This window comes from Serratia sp. L9 (assembly GCF_050632285.1).
Lineage (GTDB): Bacteria > Pseudomonadota > Gammaproteobacteria > Enterobacterales > Enterobacteriaceae > Chania.
Window position 1 is genome coordinate 5,069,689 of the sequence record NZ_CP192591.1, and the last position, 15,816, is coordinate 5,085,504.

The 15,816-nt window shown below is 52.1% G+C and carries 14 protein-coding genes and 3 pseudogenes; 10 read left to right on the plus strand and 7 right to left on the minus strand.

Annotation, left to right across the window (positions count from 1 at the left end; all coding sequences use genetic code 11):
• The first annotated feature begins 20 nt into the window (after window positions 1-20).
• Window positions 21-374, plus strand: coding sequence for a DUF6277 family protein (locus tag ACQ86O_RS24080; RefSeq protein ID WP_431223177.1), 354 nt, complete (start codon window positions 21-23; stop codon window positions 372-374).
• A 67-nt stretch (window positions 375-441) separates the two neighbouring features.
• Here the strand turns inward: ACQ86O_RS24080 and ddlA are convergent, their stop codons facing one another.
• On the minus strand, window positions 442-1,548 hold the full coding sequence (gene ddlA, locus ACQ86O_RS24085) for a D-alanine--D-alanine ligase (protein WP_431223178.1): 1,107 nt from the start codon (window positions 1,546-1,548) through the stop codon (window positions 442-444).
• Window positions 1,549-1,719: 171 nt separating this feature from the next.
• Here ddlA and ACQ86O_RS24090 point away from each other — a divergent pair, with 171 nt between their 5' ends.
• The 4 genes from ACQ86O_RS24090 to ACQ86O_RS24105 all read left to right on the plus strand — a co-directional run bounded on the left by ACQ86O_RS24090 (window position 1,720) and on the right by ACQ86O_RS24105 (window position 6,008).
• The gene (locus ACQ86O_RS24090) at window positions 1,720-1,923 is read left to right on the plus strand and encodes a ParD-like family protein (RefSeq protein ID WP_431223179.1); all 204 of its coding nucleotides are present in this window, start codon (window positions 1,720-1,722) and stop codon (window positions 1,921-1,923) included.
• Window positions 1,920-2,714, plus strand: a complete 795-nt coding sequence (gene map, locus ACQ86O_RS24095) for a type I methionyl aminopeptidase (RefSeq protein WP_431223180.1) — start codon at window positions 1,920-1,922, stop codon at window positions 2,712-2,714. Before ACQ86O_RS24090 ends, map begins: the two co-directional genes overlap by 4 nt.
• 64 nt (window positions 2,715-2,778) lie before the next feature.
• Complete coding sequence (dld, locus tag ACQ86O_RS24100) at window positions 2,779-4,485, plus strand: D-lactate dehydrogenase (protein WP_431225820.1); 1,707 nt, start codon at window positions 2,779-2,781, stop codon at window positions 4,483-4,485.
• Between the two features lie 149 nt (window positions 4,486-4,634).
• A complete protein-coding gene (locus ACQ86O_RS24105) occupies window positions 4,635-6,008 on the plus strand; it encodes an NAD-dependent succinate-semialdehyde dehydrogenase (RefSeq protein ID WP_431223181.1) in 1,374 nt (457 codons plus the stop codon).
• Window positions 6,009-6,111: 103 nt separating this feature from the next.
• Here ACQ86O_RS24105 and ACQ86O_RS24110 read toward each other — a convergent pair whose 3' ends face one another.
• Window positions 6,112-6,702, minus strand: coding sequence for a Yip1 family protein (locus ACQ86O_RS24110; RefSeq protein WP_431223182.1), 591 nt, complete (start codon window positions 6,700-6,702; stop codon window positions 6,112-6,114).
• A 193-nt stretch (window positions 6,703-6,895) separates the two neighbouring features.
• On the opposite strand from ACQ86O_RS24110, the gene ACQ86O_RS24115 reads away from it, so the two are divergent.
• The 4 genes and pseudogenes from ACQ86O_RS24115 (at window position 6,896) to ACQ86O_RS24130 (ending at window position 9,759) form a co-directional block, all read left to right on the plus strand.
• Window positions 6,896-7,363, plus strand: a complete 468-nt coding sequence (locus tag ACQ86O_RS24115) for an acyltransferase (RefSeq protein ID WP_431223183.1) — start codon at window positions 6,896-6,898, stop codon at window positions 7,361-7,363.
• Window positions 7,364-7,906 carry a GNAT family N-acetyltransferase gene (locus ACQ86O_RS24120; protein ID WP_431223184.1) on the plus strand — a complete coding sequence of 181 codons (543 nt, stop codon included), beginning with the start codon at window positions 7,364-7,366 and terminating at the stop codon, window positions 7,904-7,906.
• A 90-nt stretch (window positions 7,907-7,996) separates the two neighbouring features.
• Window positions 7,997-8,830: a DUF1460 domain-containing protein gene (locus ACQ86O_RS24125; RefSeq protein ID WP_431223185.1), complete on the plus strand. Its 834-nt coding sequence runs from the start codon at window positions 7,997-7,999 to the stop codon at window positions 8,828-8,830.
• A gap of 118 nt (window positions 8,831-8,948) precedes the next feature.
• Window positions 8,949-9,759 (plus strand): annotated as a pseudogene (locus tag ACQ86O_RS24130) (MetQ/NlpA family lipoprotein).
• A 604-nt stretch (window positions 9,760-10,363) separates the two neighbouring features.
• On the opposite strand, the pseudogene ACQ86O_RS24135 reads toward ACQ86O_RS24130, so the two are convergent.
• Window positions 10,364-11,282 (minus strand): annotated as a pseudogene (locus ACQ86O_RS24135) (DUF808 domain-containing protein).
• A gap of 180 nt (window positions 11,283-11,462) precedes the next feature.
• Between ACQ86O_RS24135 and ACQ86O_RS24140 the strand changes: the two are divergent.
• The gene (locus ACQ86O_RS24140; RefSeq protein ID WP_431223186.1) at window positions 11,463-11,594 is read left to right on the plus strand and encodes a hypothetical protein; all 132 of its coding nucleotides are present in this window, start codon (window positions 11,463-11,465) and stop codon (window positions 11,592-11,594) included.
• 315 nt (window positions 11,595-11,909) lie between these two features.
• Here the strand turns inward: ACQ86O_RS24140 and pbpG are convergent.
• From pbpG to ACQ86O_RS24160, 4 genes and pseudogenes are all read right to left on the minus strand, one after another.
• A pseudogene (gene pbpG, locus ACQ86O_RS24145) lies at window positions 11,910-12,838 on the minus strand (D-alanyl-D-alanine endopeptidase).
• Between the two features lie 215 nt (window positions 12,839-13,053).
• Window positions 13,054-13,737 (minus strand): outer membrane protein, encoded by a 684-nt coding sequence (locus ACQ86O_RS24150; protein WP_431223187.1) that lies wholly within the window; start codon window positions 13,735-13,737, stop codon window positions 13,054-13,056.
• A gap of 110 nt (window positions 13,738-13,847) precedes the next feature.
• On the minus strand, window positions 13,848-14,471 hold the full coding sequence (locus ACQ86O_RS24155) for a response regulator transcription factor (RefSeq protein WP_431223188.1): 624 nt from the start codon (window positions 14,469-14,471) through the stop codon (window positions 13,848-13,850).
• On the minus strand, window positions 14,471-15,793 hold the full coding sequence (locus ACQ86O_RS24160) for a sensor histidine kinase (protein ID WP_431223189.1): 1,323 nt from the start codon (window positions 15,791-15,793) through the stop codon (window positions 14,471-14,473). Before ACQ86O_RS24160 ends, ACQ86O_RS24155 begins: the two co-directional genes overlap by 1 nt.
• Between the last annotated feature and the right edge of the window lie 23 nt (window positions 15,794-15,816).

Consider the following 15,816-nt stretch of genomic DNA (forward strand, 5'->3'; position numbering starts at 1 on the left):
CGCGTAAAAAGGAATATCAAATGCTTGATCCGAAAAATATAAAAGATGTTATGCAGCAAAGCTCAGGCCTTGGCCAACAAGCTCAGGCCGACCTGCAGAAGCCTTTTGTTGAAGGCATGGACAAAATGGAAATGTCGGGGGCCGATGCGGCACGAAGTATCATGCAGTCGGTAAATCAATCATGCCAGACCATGATGGATGACATGAACAAGATCCTGAATGGGATGCAGGATAATGTGAGCGCTCATCAGAAAATGCAGAGCGAAGAACGGCCAAAAGACTTCGAAACAGCCATGAGTGACTTACGGGCAACCTTATCCAATGGTTTCCCGGAAGAAATGAAAAACCTGTTTGATAAGGTACCTAAAATCTGATCGGACCGATCGATAATATCGGTCTCAACCCAAGGCAGAGGGGTTACCCTCTGCTTTATAAGGCCTGTCAGGCGCGGTTAAATACCGAGCTGTTCAATCCACGTTCCTGTTGGTGACGTTCCAGCGCCAATTCAATCAATGCGGTGATTAATTGGGTATAGCTCAGCCCGCTGGCTCCCCACAGTTTTGGATACATGCTGATATTGGTGAAACCAGGCAGTGTATTAATCTCGTTGATAATCACCTCGCTGTCTGGCGTCAGAAAAACATCGACACGCGCCATGCCCAGGCAATCCAAGGCTTTGAATGCTTTCAAGGCTACATCGCGGATTTTATCGCTGACGTCTTGGCTGAGCGCCGCTGGCACTACCACCTGTGCGCCCTGCTCGTTAATATATTTGGTGTCGTAAGAGTAAAATTCATCGCTTAGGATGATTTCGCCGCAGACACTGGCCTGCGGGCGATCGTTACCCAACACCGCGCATTCGATTTCGCGACCAACGATGGCCGACTCCACCAGCACTTTGTGGTCAAAACTGAATGCCAGGGCCACGGCCTGTTCGAACTCCGCCCCATCGTGCACCTTGCTGACGCCAACGGAGGAACCCTGATTGGCAGGCTTGATAAACAGCGGTAATCCCAGGCTTTCACTCAATTGTTCATAGCTGTATTGGTTACGGTTGGCGCGGGTCAGTGTTACGAAAGGTGCAATCGCCAACCCGGCGTCACGCAACAGGCGCTTGGTGACGTCCTTATCCATACTGACTGCCGAACCTAATACGCCCGCGCCGACAAACGGCATATTTGCCATGCGCAGCAACCCTTGCAACGAGCCATCTTCACCCAGGGTGCCATGTACGATTGGGAACACCACGTCGAGTTGACCCAGCGCACCCGCACCGTCGGCGGCAATCAGTTGCTGTTTCTCAAGCCCAGGGATCAACGCTACATTTTTGTTCGAATGGTTCAGCGCGATCAGCGCCGGGTTTTCTGCGTTCAGCAGGAAGTTAGAGGCATCGTTAATATGCCACTGCCCCTGTTTATCGATCCCCAGCAGCGTGACGTCAAACTTCTCTTTGTCGATGGCATCCAGAATATTTTTTGCCGACTGCAGCGAAACCTCATGCTCCGCCGATTTGCCCCCAAAGATCACCCCAACACGTAGTTTAGTCACGCCCTAAATCCTTCTCAGAAAAGTCATGGCAACAAAGCCGTCCATCACAATAAACGCATTGTATTCGCCCGGCAATGCCCAGGCTGCCGAAAGTGTCCACGCCACAGAATGCCAAACTGATAGCATCCAAAACGTATATATTCCGTATATAACCCGCTTATGAGGTATGTGATGGGAATCGTAAAAATTTCGGATGCATTACATGACGATCTCCGGCTGGCCAGCCTGACCATGACGCGTTCTATCAACGCGCAGGCGGAACACTGGATCAAGGTAGGGATGCTGGCAGAGCTCAACCCTGAACTGACTTATCCGCAATTGATAAAGAAAATGATGAAAGATAACGCATTGACGTTAAAGGAGATTGTTGGGTGAAAGACATTGTGATCAAAACACCGGAAGAGATAGCCAAAATGCGCCACTCCGGTGCACTGCTGGCCAAAGTGTTTGCTATGCTTGATGGGGCCATTCGCGAAGGGATCTCCACCATGGAGATCAATGACCTCACCGAAGCCTTTATCGTTGAACAACTAAAATCACGCCCTGCCAGCAAAGGCCAATATGACTTCCCTTATGTGCTGAATACCTCGATCGACGACGTTATCTGCCATGGCATGCCTTCAGCCAGTAAAATCCTGCGTTCAGGCATGATAGTCAACGTGGACATCACGCTGGAAAATGACGGTTTTATTGCTGACTCCAGCAAGATGTACTGCATCGGCCAGATAACACCGGTTGCCAAGCGGTTGGTGAACAACGTTTATGAATCGATGTGGGAAGGCATTCGCGCAGTAAAACCGGGGGCGACGCTAGGGGATATCGGCCATGCGATCCAGCACCATGCCGAACAGGCAGGCTACAGCGTGGTACGGGAATATTGCGGCCATGGCATTGGCCGAGAAATGCATGAAGGCCCGGCAGTATTGCACTTCGGGCAGCCTGGCACCGGTACGGTGCTGCAAGAAGGCATGGTGTTCACCATCGAACCCATGATTAACCAGGGCGATCATCGTATCAAGCAGAAGAAAGATGGCTGGACAGTGGTCACCCGCGACAAAAAACTGTCTGCCCAATGGGAGCACACCGTGGCAGTGACCGCCGACGGAGTGGAGATTCTGACACTGCGTGAAGAAGAGCGCCAGGCAGGTTATAAAGAGCACTATTAATCGATTCCTCCCTGGTTTTCAGGTTGCAGCTAGAAAAACAGCGGGGAAATAGGGAGAAAGTATGATGCAGTCAACCAATCAGGCATTTATCCATCAGCTCAAGGATATCGTCGGTAGCCCGCACGTGCTGACCGATGAGCGCAGCACCGAACGTTACCGCAAGGGTTTCCGCTCTGGCAGCGGCAAAGCATTGGCCGTGGTGTTCCCGAGCCGCCTGCTGCAACTGTGGCAAATCCTGCAAGCCTGCGTCGCCGCCGATAAAATCGTGATTATGCAGGCAGCCAACACTGGCCTGACCGAAGGCTCAACCCCCAGCGGCCAGGATTATGACCGCGAGATCGTGATTGTCAGTACTTTACGGCTCGATCATATTCAGGTGCTGGACAACGGCAAGCAGGTGGTCGGCTTCCCTGGCAGTACGCTCAACAAGCTCGAAAGGTTGCTGAAACCTTATGGCCGTGAGCCGCATTCGGTTATCGGTTCTTCCTGCATCGGTGCCTCGGTTATTGGCGGCGTGTGTAACAATTCCGGTGGTTCACTGGTCAAACGCGGCCCGGCGTATACCGAAATGGCGCTTTACGCCAGGTTGGGTGCCGATGGTCAACTGCAACTGGTAAATCACCTGGGGATTAAGCTCGGTGATACGCCAGAAGAAATCCTCACCCGGCTGGAACAAGGCGATTACCGGCCAGAAGATGTGGAACACGGCGAGTTGCGCGCCTCTGATAACGAATACGCCAGCCGGGTACGAGATGTCGACGCCGATACCCCTTCCCGCTATAACGCCGATAAGCGCCGCCTGTTCGAAGCCTCTGGCTGCGCCGGTAAACTGGCGGTGTTTGCCGTGCGCCTGGATACCTTTGCCAAAGAAAGCCAGGAACAGGTGTTTTATATCGGCACCAATGATACGGCGGTCCTCACCGAACTGCGCCGCCATATGCTCAGCCAGTTTGAGAACCTGCCGGTCGCTGGGGAATATATGCATCGCGATATTTTTGATATCGCCGAAGCCTATGGCAAAGACACCTTTATGATGATCGACAAGCTCGGCACCGATCAGATGCCGCGCATTTTCACCCTTAAAGGCCGGGTAGATGCCACGCTGAACAAACTGCCGTTACTGCCGCATAACTTCACCGACCGCCTGATGCAAAAGCTCGGCAAACTGGTCCCCAACCATCTGCCTGCACGCATGAAAGAGTATCGCCAGCGCTTTGAGCATCACCTATTGTTGAAAATGGCCGGCACGGGTGTCGAAGAAGCCCGGCAGTATTTGCAACGCTATTTTGCCCAGGCCAATGGGGATTTCTTTGCCTGCACCCCGGAAGAAGGGAAAAAAGCGTTTCTGCATCGCTTTGCCGCAGCAGGCGCTGCCGTGCGCTACCACGCGGTGCATAGCGATCGGGTCGAGGATATTCTGGCGCTGGATATCGCGCTACGCCGCAACGACACCGAATGGTTCGAAACCCTGCCGCCTGAGATCGACAGCCAGTTGGTGCATAAATTGTATTACGGCCACTTTATGTGCCATGTGTTCCACCAAGATTATGTGGTGAAGAAAGGCGCTGATAGCCATGCGCTGAAAGAGCAGATGCTGGCGATCCTTGATCAGCGCGGTGCCGAGTATCCTGCCGAGCACAATGTCGGCCACCTCTATCATGCCAAACCCGATTTACAGGCGTTCTACCAGGAGGCCGATCCCACTAACAGTTTTAACCCGGGCATCGGTAAAACCAGTAAAAAGAAATATTGGCACAGCAATACCCAGTAACATTTCAGGCATGCGCCTTAGCCTCCGCTAGACGGAGCTTGGGCGCGTTATCACTCTTTATGCCCCTAATCGCTACCCCTATCGTCTAGACTTAATGTTCTGATAAGGCGTCAGTCAGGCGTCAACATGAGCGACGAAAGGAGCATTGCATGCCATACCAGACAGTAAACCCTTTTAATAATCAATTGATTAAAGAATACATTCCGCATAGCGACGAACAGGTACAACAGGCGCTGGCACAGGCCGATGATTTGTATCAATCCAACTGGAGCAAAGGCGAAATCAACCAACGGTTGCCGGTGCTGCATAAGCTGGCCGATCTGATGGAAAGCCGGGTGGATGAACTGGCTAAAATCGCCAGCGTCGAGATGGGGAAACTTATCGATCAAAGCCGTGGCGAAGTCAAACTGTGCGCACAGATTGCCCGCTATTACGCCAATAACGCGCAGAAATTCCTGGCTCCGGTGCGCTATGAATCCGGCCTGGGTGAGGCTTGGGTAGAACATCACCCGATTGGCGTGTTGATGGCGGTCGAGCCTTGGAACTTCCCGTTTTACCAACTGATGCGCGTACTGGCCCCCAACCTGGCCGCGGGCAACCCGGTATTGGTCAAACATGCCAGCATAGTGCCACATTGCGCAGAAGCATTCGAAAAGCTGGTTCATGAGGCCGGAGCTCCCAAAGGGGCCTATACCAATCTGTATATTTCCCAGGAACAGGTCGCCACTCTTATTGCGGACGACCGCGTGCAGGGCGTGGCGCTGACCGGCTCGGAAAAAGCGGGCAGCATTGTGGCAGCCCAGGCGGCGAAGAAACTGAAAAAGGCCACGCTGGAACTTGGCGGCAATGACGTTTTCGTGGTGCTTGATGACAGTAATCTTGATAAAGCGGCCAAGGTAGGCGCGCAAGCGCGGCTGAACAATGCCGGGCAGGTATGTACCGCCGCCAAGCGTTTTATCGTGCAGGAAAAAGTAGCGAAAGAGTTCCTGCAGAAACTCACCGAGCATTTCCGGGCGGTGAAGATCGGCGATCCGCTGGATCAGGCCACCACGCTGGGCCCGTTGTCGTCCAAATCGGCACTCGAAGGGCTAACCAAACAGGTTGATCAGGCGGTGGAAAACGGTGCCAAATTGCATCTGGGTGGCAAGGCGCTGCCGCACGACGGCAACTTCTTTGAGCCAACCATCCTCACCCATATCAGCCGCGACAACCCAGCCTATTTCACCGAGTTCTTTGGCCCGGTGGCGCAGATTTATGTGGTGAAAGATGATGAAGAGATCGTCAAGCTGGCCAATGATTCCCACTACGGGCTGGGTGGGGCTATTTTCAGCACCGATATTGAGCGTGCCAAAAAGCTGGCCTCCCGGATTGAAACCGGCATGGTGTATATCAACTCGTTAACCGATACCGCACCCGAATTACCTTTCGGCGGTGTGAAACGCTCCGGTTTTGGCCGCGAACTGTCAGATCTGGGGATCAAGGAGTTTGTGAATCAGAAACTGGTGGTGGTCAGTAATAGCTGATAAGCCGGAGGGAGCGGTAGATCCAGGCCGGCATAGACGGCTTACATAAAGAAAAGCCCCTCAGACCGCAATGGCCTGAGGGGCGACAACAACAGCATAAACTTCAGAAGAACCAGGAACCATACCCCCACAACACCACTGTCAGCCCAAGCAGGAACTCAAGCAACAGGATGCCGATGGCTAACGTCGAACTGGAGAAAATAAACCCTTCCTTACGATCGATATTCAGGAAATGCGGAATACCGACATACAGCAGATAACCCGAATAAATCAGGCCAATAATCCCGACAAACAGACACAGCCAGACCACCGGATACAGCGCTACCACACCGCTGAGGAACATCGGGGTGGCGACATAACCGGCAAATACCATGCAACGGTGCAGACTTGGGCGGGATTCATAGCGCCGCGCCATCCAATGGATCACTTTGCCCATGATCGCTACACCGGCCAGCATCAGCAGGTAGAACGCGATGGCGGTATAGAAGGCAGTAAACATATTCAGGCGGATGGCATGCCCTTCGCCTGAGAGCCAACCCAGTTGAGTGGTGCCAATAAACGCACAGATAACCGGTATCAGCGCCATTAACAACACGTGGTGGGTATAGAGATGCGAGACGGATTCGTTCTCGCTTTTAATGTGTTTGAACTCGGTGTTAGGGTGCGCCAGCAATCCCCAAACATGATTGACCATGATACACCTCCTTAATTTCGCCATAGCGCGCACTCGGCGAAGGAACACATGCCTCTGGCGGCTCAAAGCCGCGTGAGGATTGCAACTTCGGGGCTCTCTCCCTGGTTCAATTATAGTCTTTGGCGGAAAAATCGTACGCTAGCGACGGGCTGTGGGGTACTCTGCTCTATAATCAATACGTTGGAGGGAAATTATGACAACTAAAATCCGCACCCGCCAAAGCGGGATTAATAATGTGCAGGCCGGGCAGAACGTAATGATCATCGAGCCTTGCAACCTGTATGGATGCCAACTCGGTGATGATGTCTTCGTCGGGCCGTTTGTCGAGATCCAGAAAAACGTCAGCGTCGGCGCGCGCAGCAAGATCCAGTCTCACAGTTTTATCTGCGAATACGTTACGTTGGGTGAAGATTGCTTTATCGGCCACGGCGTGATGTTTGCCAACGATCTGTTTAAAGGCGGCACCCCCAATGCCGACCCGGCAAGCTGGGGGCATACGCGCCTCGGCAACCGGGTGTCTGTTGGCTCCGGTGCCACCATTCTGGCCGTGGACATCTGCGATGACGTGGTGATTGGTGCTGGAGCGGTGGTCAGTAAAAGCATTACCCGCAAAGGTATCTATGCAGGCAACCCGGCCAAATTACTCAGGGAGCTGGAATAAATGAAACAGGCGATCGACATCGAATCCATCACCCGCTTACCTCATGGCTATCTGGAATACGGGGATTTTACCTTTTCTGTCGCCTGCTATGCTCAGCCCGTTTTCTCAACCCCCGTAGAACAGTGGCCTACCCTGCCGGTGGCTCCTTTTCGCAAAATCTACCCGCTGGCCCCCTTCCTCAATGACGAAGGGGAAACCTTTCTGGCGCGCTACGACGGGGAAGCCGTGGGCCATATCACGCTCAGTAAGAACTGGAACGACTACACGCTGATCGAGGAAATTGCCGTAAGCCAGCATGCGCGCCGAAAAGGTATAGCAACCGCGCTATTGGATACTGCGCTCCAGTGGGCACGGGAGCAGAACACCGCCGGGCTGATGCTGGAAACACAAAACAACAATCTCAATGCCTGCTTCTGTTATCAGCGTTATGGTTTTACCCTGGGCGGGATAGATCATCTGCTTTATCGTGGCCAACCGGACATTGCCGATCATGAGATTGCCCTGTTCTGGTACCTGCCATTCAACAATCAGGTCGGATATTGATTAACAACCTGATATTTAGGCTAAGTTTACTTTTCGCGCCCCATACTGGCCGAATCAACCAATAATGACTTGGCAAAGGCGGATAAAGGGATGCGTTGGTTTACCCTGATGATTTTGATCCCGGCAATCATGGGCTGCAGCAGTAAACAACCGGCCAAGATGCCGGTAGAATCAAAGCCGCAAGCGGCTGCACATCAGACTATGGCGGTAACAATGGACGATTACACAGTTAACAAACTGCAGGCCCTGTTGGCTCTGCATGCAGCAGTACCCGAAATCGATAAAAACCAAACTATCGACATGCTGTCAGAAGCCTTCCTTGGCACTCCTTATGTCGCCAACCGGCTCATCGGCTCAGCCACTACACCAGAGCAACTGGTCATTGATTTTCGTGGGTTGGATTGCTTTACCTATCTCGATTACGTAGAGGCTCTGAGAACCGCGACCAGCGAAAGAGAATTTGTCGAAAACGTCATCCAGACGCGCTATGTCAGAGGGGATGTCACCTTCGCGCATCGCAAACATTTCTTCACCGATTGGGCGCAAACCCAGCACGTACTTGCCGATGATATTACCGCTGGCCTCAGCCCACATGCCGTTACCGTCGATAAGCATCTTAACCGCAAAGCCGACGGCGATGTTTATCTGCCCGGTATCCCGGTGGTAGATCGCAGCGTCACCTATATTCCCAGCGAATTTATCAATGACCAGGTGATTAACCAGTTGCAGACCGGTGACTATATCGGGATCTACACCAAGCTGCCCGGGTTGGATGTCACACACACCGGCTTCTTTATCATGACCCCGGCAGGGCCGGTACTGCGCAATGCTTCTTCGCGCCAGGAAAATATGCAGGTGGTGGATTCCCCCTTTGCCAGTTATGTCGCCAATACGCCAGGCATTGTGGTGCTGCGGCCGCAATGATTGCGGCGTTATTAGCTATACGGATTTGTGCTTAGCAGGTATTTGACTTGGTTACCGCCATAGGGTTAGCTGTTGGCATAAAACCAACCAATCTTATTGTTTTTTCAGGGAGTGAGTTATGGCATTACTCTGGCGTTGCACGGCTCTGGCCGCGGCACTGTCGGCAACGCTGTTGCTGCAAGGGTGCGATCAAAAAACCGATCAGAATCATATCAAGGTAGGCGTTATTAATGGCGCCGAGCAGGACGTGGCGGAAGTGGCCAAACAGGTCGCCAAAGAAAAGTATGGCCTGGACGTTGAACTGATCGGCTTTAGCGGATCGCTGCTACCCAATGATGCCACCGACAAAGGCGATCTGGACGCCAATGTGTTCCAGCACCGCCCTTTCCTGGAACAACAAAACAGAGATCACGGCTACAAACTGGTGGCGGTAGGCAATACCTTTGTCTTCCCGATGGCCGGGTATTCGAAAAAATCAAATCGCTGCAAGAGTTGCAAGATGGCGCGGTGATAGCCATCCCCAACGATCCCACCAACCTGGGCCGTGCGCTGCTGCTGTTGAAAAAGTCGGGCTGATCGATCTCAAACAGGGTAAAGGCCTGCTGCCAACGTCACTGGATATCAGTGCCAACCCGCACAACTATCAGATTATGGAACTGGAAGGCGCGCAACTGCCACACATCCTGGACGATCCCAAAGTAGCGATAGCGGTGATCAGCACCACCTATATCAACCAGATTGGCCTGACCCCCACCAAAGATGGCATCTTTATCGAAGATAAGGATTCGCCGTATACCAATATCGTAGTGGCTCGCGAAGATAATAAAGATGCGCAGAACGTGCAGAACTTCGTTAAAGCCTATGAGTCTGATGAAGTTGCCAAAGCGGCAGAGAAAATCTTCAACGGCGGAGCAGTCAAAGGCTGGTAACCGGCTCGTTATCCCGCAGGCTTCTATTCACGGAGGCCTGCAATCCCCATAAAAATAATCCTGTCATCTTGACCCTCACGTAACGTCAGGCTGTAGTATCTCTGCTCGCACCAGGGGAGAAGCTAAATGCTCTTGAAGCGAGCAAACAGGCATCACTCCGGCAATGACCGAAGGCACCTGGCACACACCAGCGCTGCTGGGCTATCTGCGCCAAGGTATCACGCAGCGGATGCAGGGTTGATTCGGAGGGGTCCAGGCAATCCACGGATTTTCATCTATAGTGAAGTAGGGATTTCATTGGCTTAGCGATTTCAGCCGGTGTTCACGCACTCACTTAAACAGTCGGGAGAGACGGATGAAAATTTTTCTGTGGATTATTGCGATTATCTTTTTTGTTGGCTTGCTCACCATTACTGGTGTCTTCAAACTGATCTTCTAACAACCCGGTGCTGGGCGCGCTCAGTGCCTGGCACAATCACTCCGATTGATCTGTCGTGATGTAAGACCTCAGATTATTTTCGAGACGTTTTCCAACGCTTCCAGGTAATCCCGCGCACCTGAGCTTCATACCGAATGCTAAAAAAGGCCCAACGGGGCCTTTTGGTTATGCCTTGTAGCGTGAACGCACCGCCATCAGCCCAGAGACCACCAGCATCACTACGCCACCGGCTACCAGACCAAACAGGGCATTCAGCACCGTTGGCAGGATACCGCTGAGGATCTCACCGAAGGTAGGTACCGCCGTGGTAACCAACGCCCAGTCAGTAAACAGATGATGTACCGCAGGCAAACCGTGAGTCAAAATACCGCCCCCAACCATAAACATGGCCAAGGTCCCTACCACCGACAGCGTTTTCATCAGGTAAGGCGCAGCCCTGACAATTCCACACCCTATCGATTGCGCAATCGCGCTGCTTTTACGGCTCAGGTAGAACCCGAGGTCATCCAGCTTGACGATACCTGCCACAATGCCATATACCCCCACCGTCATCACAATGGCAATACCGCACAGCACTATCACCTGTTGGCTAAAGGTGGCAGCCGCGACGGTGCCCAGCGTGATGGCAATAATTTCGGCAGAGAGCACAAAATCGGTACGGATCGCCCCTTTGATTTTGCGCTGTTCATAGGCGCTGGCGTCCTCGCTGGTATCCAGCTCCGTTTTCTCTTTTTCCCCGCACTTTTGCGATGCATCAGGCTGTGGTAAACCTTTTCAAAGCCCTCGTAACAGAGGTAAGCCCCGCCGACCATCAACAACGGCGTAATCGCCCAGGGAGCGAAAGCGCTGATCAGCAGTGCCAGCGGCACCAGGATCGCCTTATTGATAAATGACCCCTTGGCCACCTTCCACACTACCGGCAATTCTCGATCGGCCTTGACACCACTAACCTGCTGCGCATTAAGCGCTAAATCGTCGCCCAATACTCCAGCGGTTTTTTCGCCGCCATCTTCGTCATCAGCGAAACATCATCCAGTAAAGATGCAATGTCGTCGATCAGGGTTAATAAGCTACTTCCTGCCAAAATGCGTTTTCCTTATCAAAAAACCATACCGGTTTATACCCTATGGATTTCATGTCGCAGCCAGCGCAGGTAACAGCGCTGCAGCTTGAAAGGCGACGGGTAGAGCCATAGCGGATTAGTGAATATGTCTCTTATATTAGCGCTATATTGCAATAAATTGGCGATTCGACCGAGGGAAACATGGCAAACGAGATGATTTTCAGGCTGGCTCAATGTTCCGATCGGGTCGGCATTCAGGCGTTGTACCCACAGCGACGCCCAGACGATGCCCCCTTGACCTGTGGGCAAGCCCAACAGACGCGGCACCAGTGACGCCAACCCGCCCACCGCCCGGTAGCCCCGTAGGTTGGCGATAGAGCCTGGCCTGGCACATGGTGCCCAGCCGTTTGGCGTTACTGAACATGTATCGCGGTCAAGGGGTCGGAAGATCGATGATGCAATTCACGCGGCAACTGGCCTGACAGGCAGATTGCTATCAGGTCGTATTACGTTCTGGCCAACAACGCGCCGAAGCGCATCCAGGGTATTTACGCGTCGGTTTTAACGGCGATCGCGAGCGTGGATTGGTGATAAGAAACCCGAAAGGGAATAGTAACCTGCCGCCAGCTACGGCAGGATGTCATAGCGTTAATTCGTCTCGTTCTTCGCCAGACTGGCATCTTTCTGGCGGCGATAATCGCGCGCTGCCGCCGGGATTGGCGTCACTTTCCCGGTTTCAATCCAGGTACGCAGACGGCTGGCATCGGCGAAGTGGGTATATTTCCCGAAGGCGTCCAACACCACCAGCGATACTGAACGATTGCCAATCATGGTACGCATCGCCAGGCAATGCCCTGCCTGATTGGTAAAACCGGTTTTGGTCAGCTGGATATTCCATTTCTGGTTATAGACCAAGTGGTTGGTATTGCGAAACGGCAGGGTATAGTTCGGATCCTTAAAGGTCGCCATCCGCTCGGTGGTCGTACTCAATTGGCCAATCAGCGGGTATTGCTTGGTCGCCAGCATCAGCTTGGTGAGGTCACGCGCAGTGGACACGTTATGAATCGATAACCCGGTCGGCTCCACATAATGCGTGCTGGTCATGCCAAGCGCTTTAGCCTTGGCATTCATCGCCTTGATAAAGGCGTTATAACCCCGGGATAATGGTGGGCCAGGCTGGCGGCAGCGCGGTTTTCCGAGGACATCAGCGCCAACAGCAGCATATCCTTACGGCTTATTTCACTGTTCAGACGTACTCGGGAGTACACCCCTTTCATTTCGGGCGTCTGGCTGATATCTACCGACAGCATTTCGTCCAGCGGCAAATGCGCATCCAGCGTCACCATTGCCGTCATCAGCTTGGTGATCGAGGCGATTGGCACCACTTCATCCGGGTTGCGTGCATAAATCACATTATGAGTTTGCATATCCAACACCATGGCACTGCCAGATGCCAGTTCCGGCTGGGTGGCGTGCAGCGCGGTAGTATTCTCACTGGCCAGCGCACGTGGCACCAGGCCAGCACCCGCCTGCAAAGCAAGCAGGGTTAGAACCAAAACACGGATTTTCACAAGCATTACTCTGTCACTGGGGAAGATAGGAATTGACTGAGTAGGATTATAAGTGAGGGCTATTGAATTGGCACTGTGATTGTTAGTACCTATTTGTGACAAATTCTGTCGGCGCAACAACTGCGCAAACCGCGAGCGTACTGGGCTGTACGCCCACAGTGTAAAAGTTACAGTGCTGGCCGTGGCAGCAATGGATCACCATTCGCTGCCCATAATTAAAATCAGAACAGGTAACGAGCGCCTAAAGTGAACTCGCTTGATACCAGGCGGGCCTTCATTTGCTCATCTTTCAACCCGCGAGCATTGGTGAAGTTATTATAACCACTTTCAATTTTGCCCATGTCGACATAACGATAGCCTAAATCCAGGCTGAGCCGTTCCATGGCCGCATAGCTGATCCCGGCCCCCACTGAGTAAGCCAGGTTGTTTTGTGTGCTTGCCGCATACTGGCGTGAGGTATTACCCTGCCAGCCGTCAGACTTCACTTTGGCGATACCCAGGCCAATTGTGCCATACAGCGAGAAGTCATAGCCTAACGCGTAGTCTCGATAAACATTGAGCATCAGGCGTTGAGCTTCGACTTTATGGTGATTGTAGCTGCTGGCAAAAGTGGTTGAACCACTGGTGTATTCGCTTTTCTTTTTGAATACATATTCCCCTTCGCTACGCCAGCCATTGCCAAATTGATAGCCCGCCGCGATGGCGCCATTATAGAAATTATGTTTTTCATCACCACTGACGAATTGACCAACACCAGGACGGCTACTGGTATCCATATCCTCGGCAGATTGCCTGGCATGCAATAATTTTATCGCCCCGTAATATCCAGGCAAAGAGTCATCGGCCAAAACATTACTGGCAATAGCGACCATAGAAATCGCCAGTAAAAGAGGTTTAATATTCATGCGTTCCTCGCTTGAAAAGGGTATTTATGATGAGCAATAAAGCCTCAGCTAAAATAACCAGCACAGCGCGGTGGAACAATTCGGTTGATTACCTAGCGCCCTAGGTATTTTTACTTAACGCTTTCGGTAGAAAATATTCCACCATAGACTTTCATTAGCTTCAGCGAGGAGTTAATGGCTAATTTCGCAAATATGCTGGCGCGATGGGCCTCTACCGTCCGCGGCGAAAGTGCCAAATCGTTGGCAATTTCCTTACTGGATTTCCCATCCATAATCAGCCGGGCAACTTGCTGCTCACGCGTCGACAACGTATGCAGTTTTTCATTCAATTCAACAATTTGCTGTTGCCGTTGCTGCAACACGCGCTGATGCTCCAACGCTCCGCCAACCGTTTCAATCAACAGATCGGCATCAACTGGCTTGGTCAGGAATTCAAAAGCCCCATTTTTGAAGGCTCGGCGGCATAAATCGATATTCCCGTGGCCGGTCATGATGATAACGGGTATCTCCAGTCCCTGCTGTTGCCACTCCTCCAACAAAGTTAATCCACTCTTCCCCGGCATACGGATATCCAGTAAAAGACAACCCGACAATGTCTGTGGCTCAACCACCCTCTGCTGAAATTCCAGAATATTTGCGTAAGCTAACGTTTGCCAGCCCATGGTTGCCAGTAATGCGCTGAGCGAACAGCGGATGGCCTGATCGTCGTCGATCAGATAAATATTCTGCTCCATCACTCCTCCTGAGTATTAAAAGGGAAACGCAGGGTGAAACATGCCCCCTGCCCAGCAATATTTTCCACGGTAATATTGCCGTTTAGGCGTTGAACTAAAGTTTCTGTTAGTGCCATTCCCAACCCCAATCCCGCCTGGCGGGTGGTGAAAAAGGGAATGAAGACCTGTTGTAATGCCTGTTCTGATAGCCCAGGGCCACCATCGGTAATCTTCAGTTGAATAGCTTGCTCAGAAAATTGGGCATCTATCGCTACCCAGGAGAGCCCCGCTTGCTTATGCTGCTGGGCCTGAATGGCATTGGACAAAATATTATGGAAGATTTGTTCAATCCACAACGGTTCGGCCCACAGGCCAGGTAACGTTGCTGGCATCCGATTAATGATAGTAACCTTCCCCTGCTCTATCTCATCGCCCAGCAGCGTAGTGACACGCAACCAGACCTGAGACAAATCGACCTGCTGATAAACCACCCGATCATCGGCCAGTTTCTGCCGGAATTGCAGCAGCAACGTGCTGATACGCTTGATTTGTATTACCGCAGCGTCAAGCAGCGGTGCAGCTTTAACTGTCTGCTGTTGGCCAATCAGGCGCAGGGCGGCCTGGTTATAACTCAACACGGCGGTCAGCGGTTGGTTCAGCTCATGAACAATACCGGCGGTGATTTCCCCCATAGCATTAAGCCGCGTCAATTCTGAGAAGTGTTCACGCAAAACTGCAATTTTGCGCTGGCGTTTTTGAATACGATACAGGCTGATAAAATAGACGACTCCAGCCCAAAAAAACGATATCAGCAACAGCAGCAGCCAAGGCAGGCGTCCCCAGTCAGGATGGTTACTGGCAGATAATTCAAAAGGCTGCGAAGCACTGTTGATCTCTTTATCCCATTGCCAATAAGCAGGTTTGCCGCCGCTGGCCAATTCGAACAGCGGCTTGCCCGCCAAATTTAAACTAATATGCTGAAAAGAATGGTTCTGAGGAATATCCGCCAACAGCACGTTTAGATCGATCAGTAACGCAAAATGCGCGTCTCCCAACCAATAAGTCCCCTTGCCTGCAGGCAGCAGAGTGGAGATCGCCGCCGTTTCAGGCTGCGGCTTCCAGGCAAGGATCTGCGGGAATTTTTGTTGAATAACTGCGGGATCGCTGGTGACCGACAACAATGACAGTATCGTCTCAAGCTGAGATAATTTAACCGTAACCTCACGATATAAAATTCGATAGGTGACTGATTGCTCTTCATATTGCTGTTGTAGGGCATAAATGATCACCCCACTCCCTGAGCACAGGGATAAAGCCAACCACAGGCAAATCTTGATCATCATAATTCCACGTCATTATCCGATGA

Excerpts from the sequence above, each read along its gene's own strand:
- ACQ86O_RS24125 (WP_431223185.1), top strand. The coding sequence starts at position 7,997 with ATGCGTTGGTTTACCCTGATGATTTTGATCCCGGCAATCATGGGCTGC.
- dld (WP_431225820.1), top strand. The coding sequence starts at position 2,779 with ATGCAGTCAACCAATCAGGCATTTATCCATCAGCTCAAGGATATCGTC.
- ACQ86O_RS24115 (WP_431223183.1), top strand. The coding sequence starts at position 6,896 with ATGACAACTAAAATCCGCACCCGCCAAAGCGGGATTAATAATGTGCAG.
- ACQ86O_RS24120 (WP_431223184.1), top strand. The coding sequence starts at position 7,364 with ATGAAACAGGCGATCGACATCGAATCCATCACCCGCTTACCTCATGGC.
- ACQ86O_RS24110 (WP_431223182.1), bottom strand. The coding sequence starts at position 6,702 with ATGGTCAATCATGTTTGGGGATTGCTGGCGCACCCTAACACCGAGTTC.
- ACQ86O_RS24160 (WP_431223189.1), bottom strand. The coding sequence starts at position 15,793 with ATGATGATCAAGATTTGCCTGTGGTTGGCTTTATCCCTGTGCTCAGGG.
- ACQ86O_RS24140 (WP_431223186.1), top strand. The coding sequence starts at position 11,463 with ATGGCAAACGAGATGATTTTCAGGCTGGCTCAATGTTCCGATCGGGTC.
- ACQ86O_RS24090 (WP_431223179.1), top strand. The coding sequence starts at position 1,720 with ATGGGAATCGTAAAAATTTCGGATGCATTACATGACGATCTCCGGCTG.
- ACQ86O_RS24080 (WP_431223177.1), top strand. The coding sequence starts at position 21 with ATGCTTGATCCGAAAAATATAAAAGATGTTATGCAGCAAAGCTCAGGC.
- ACQ86O_RS24150 (WP_431223187.1), bottom strand. The coding sequence starts at position 13,737 with ATGAATATTAAACCTCTTTTACTGGCGATTTCTATGGTCGCTATTGCC.
- ACQ86O_RS24155 (WP_431223188.1), bottom strand. The coding sequence starts at position 14,471 with ATGGAGCAGAATATTTATCTGATCGACGACGATCAGGCCATCCGCTGT.
- ACQ86O_RS24105 (WP_431223181.1), top strand. The coding sequence starts at position 4,635 with ATGCCATACCAGACAGTAAACCCTTTTAATAATCAATTGATTAAAGAA.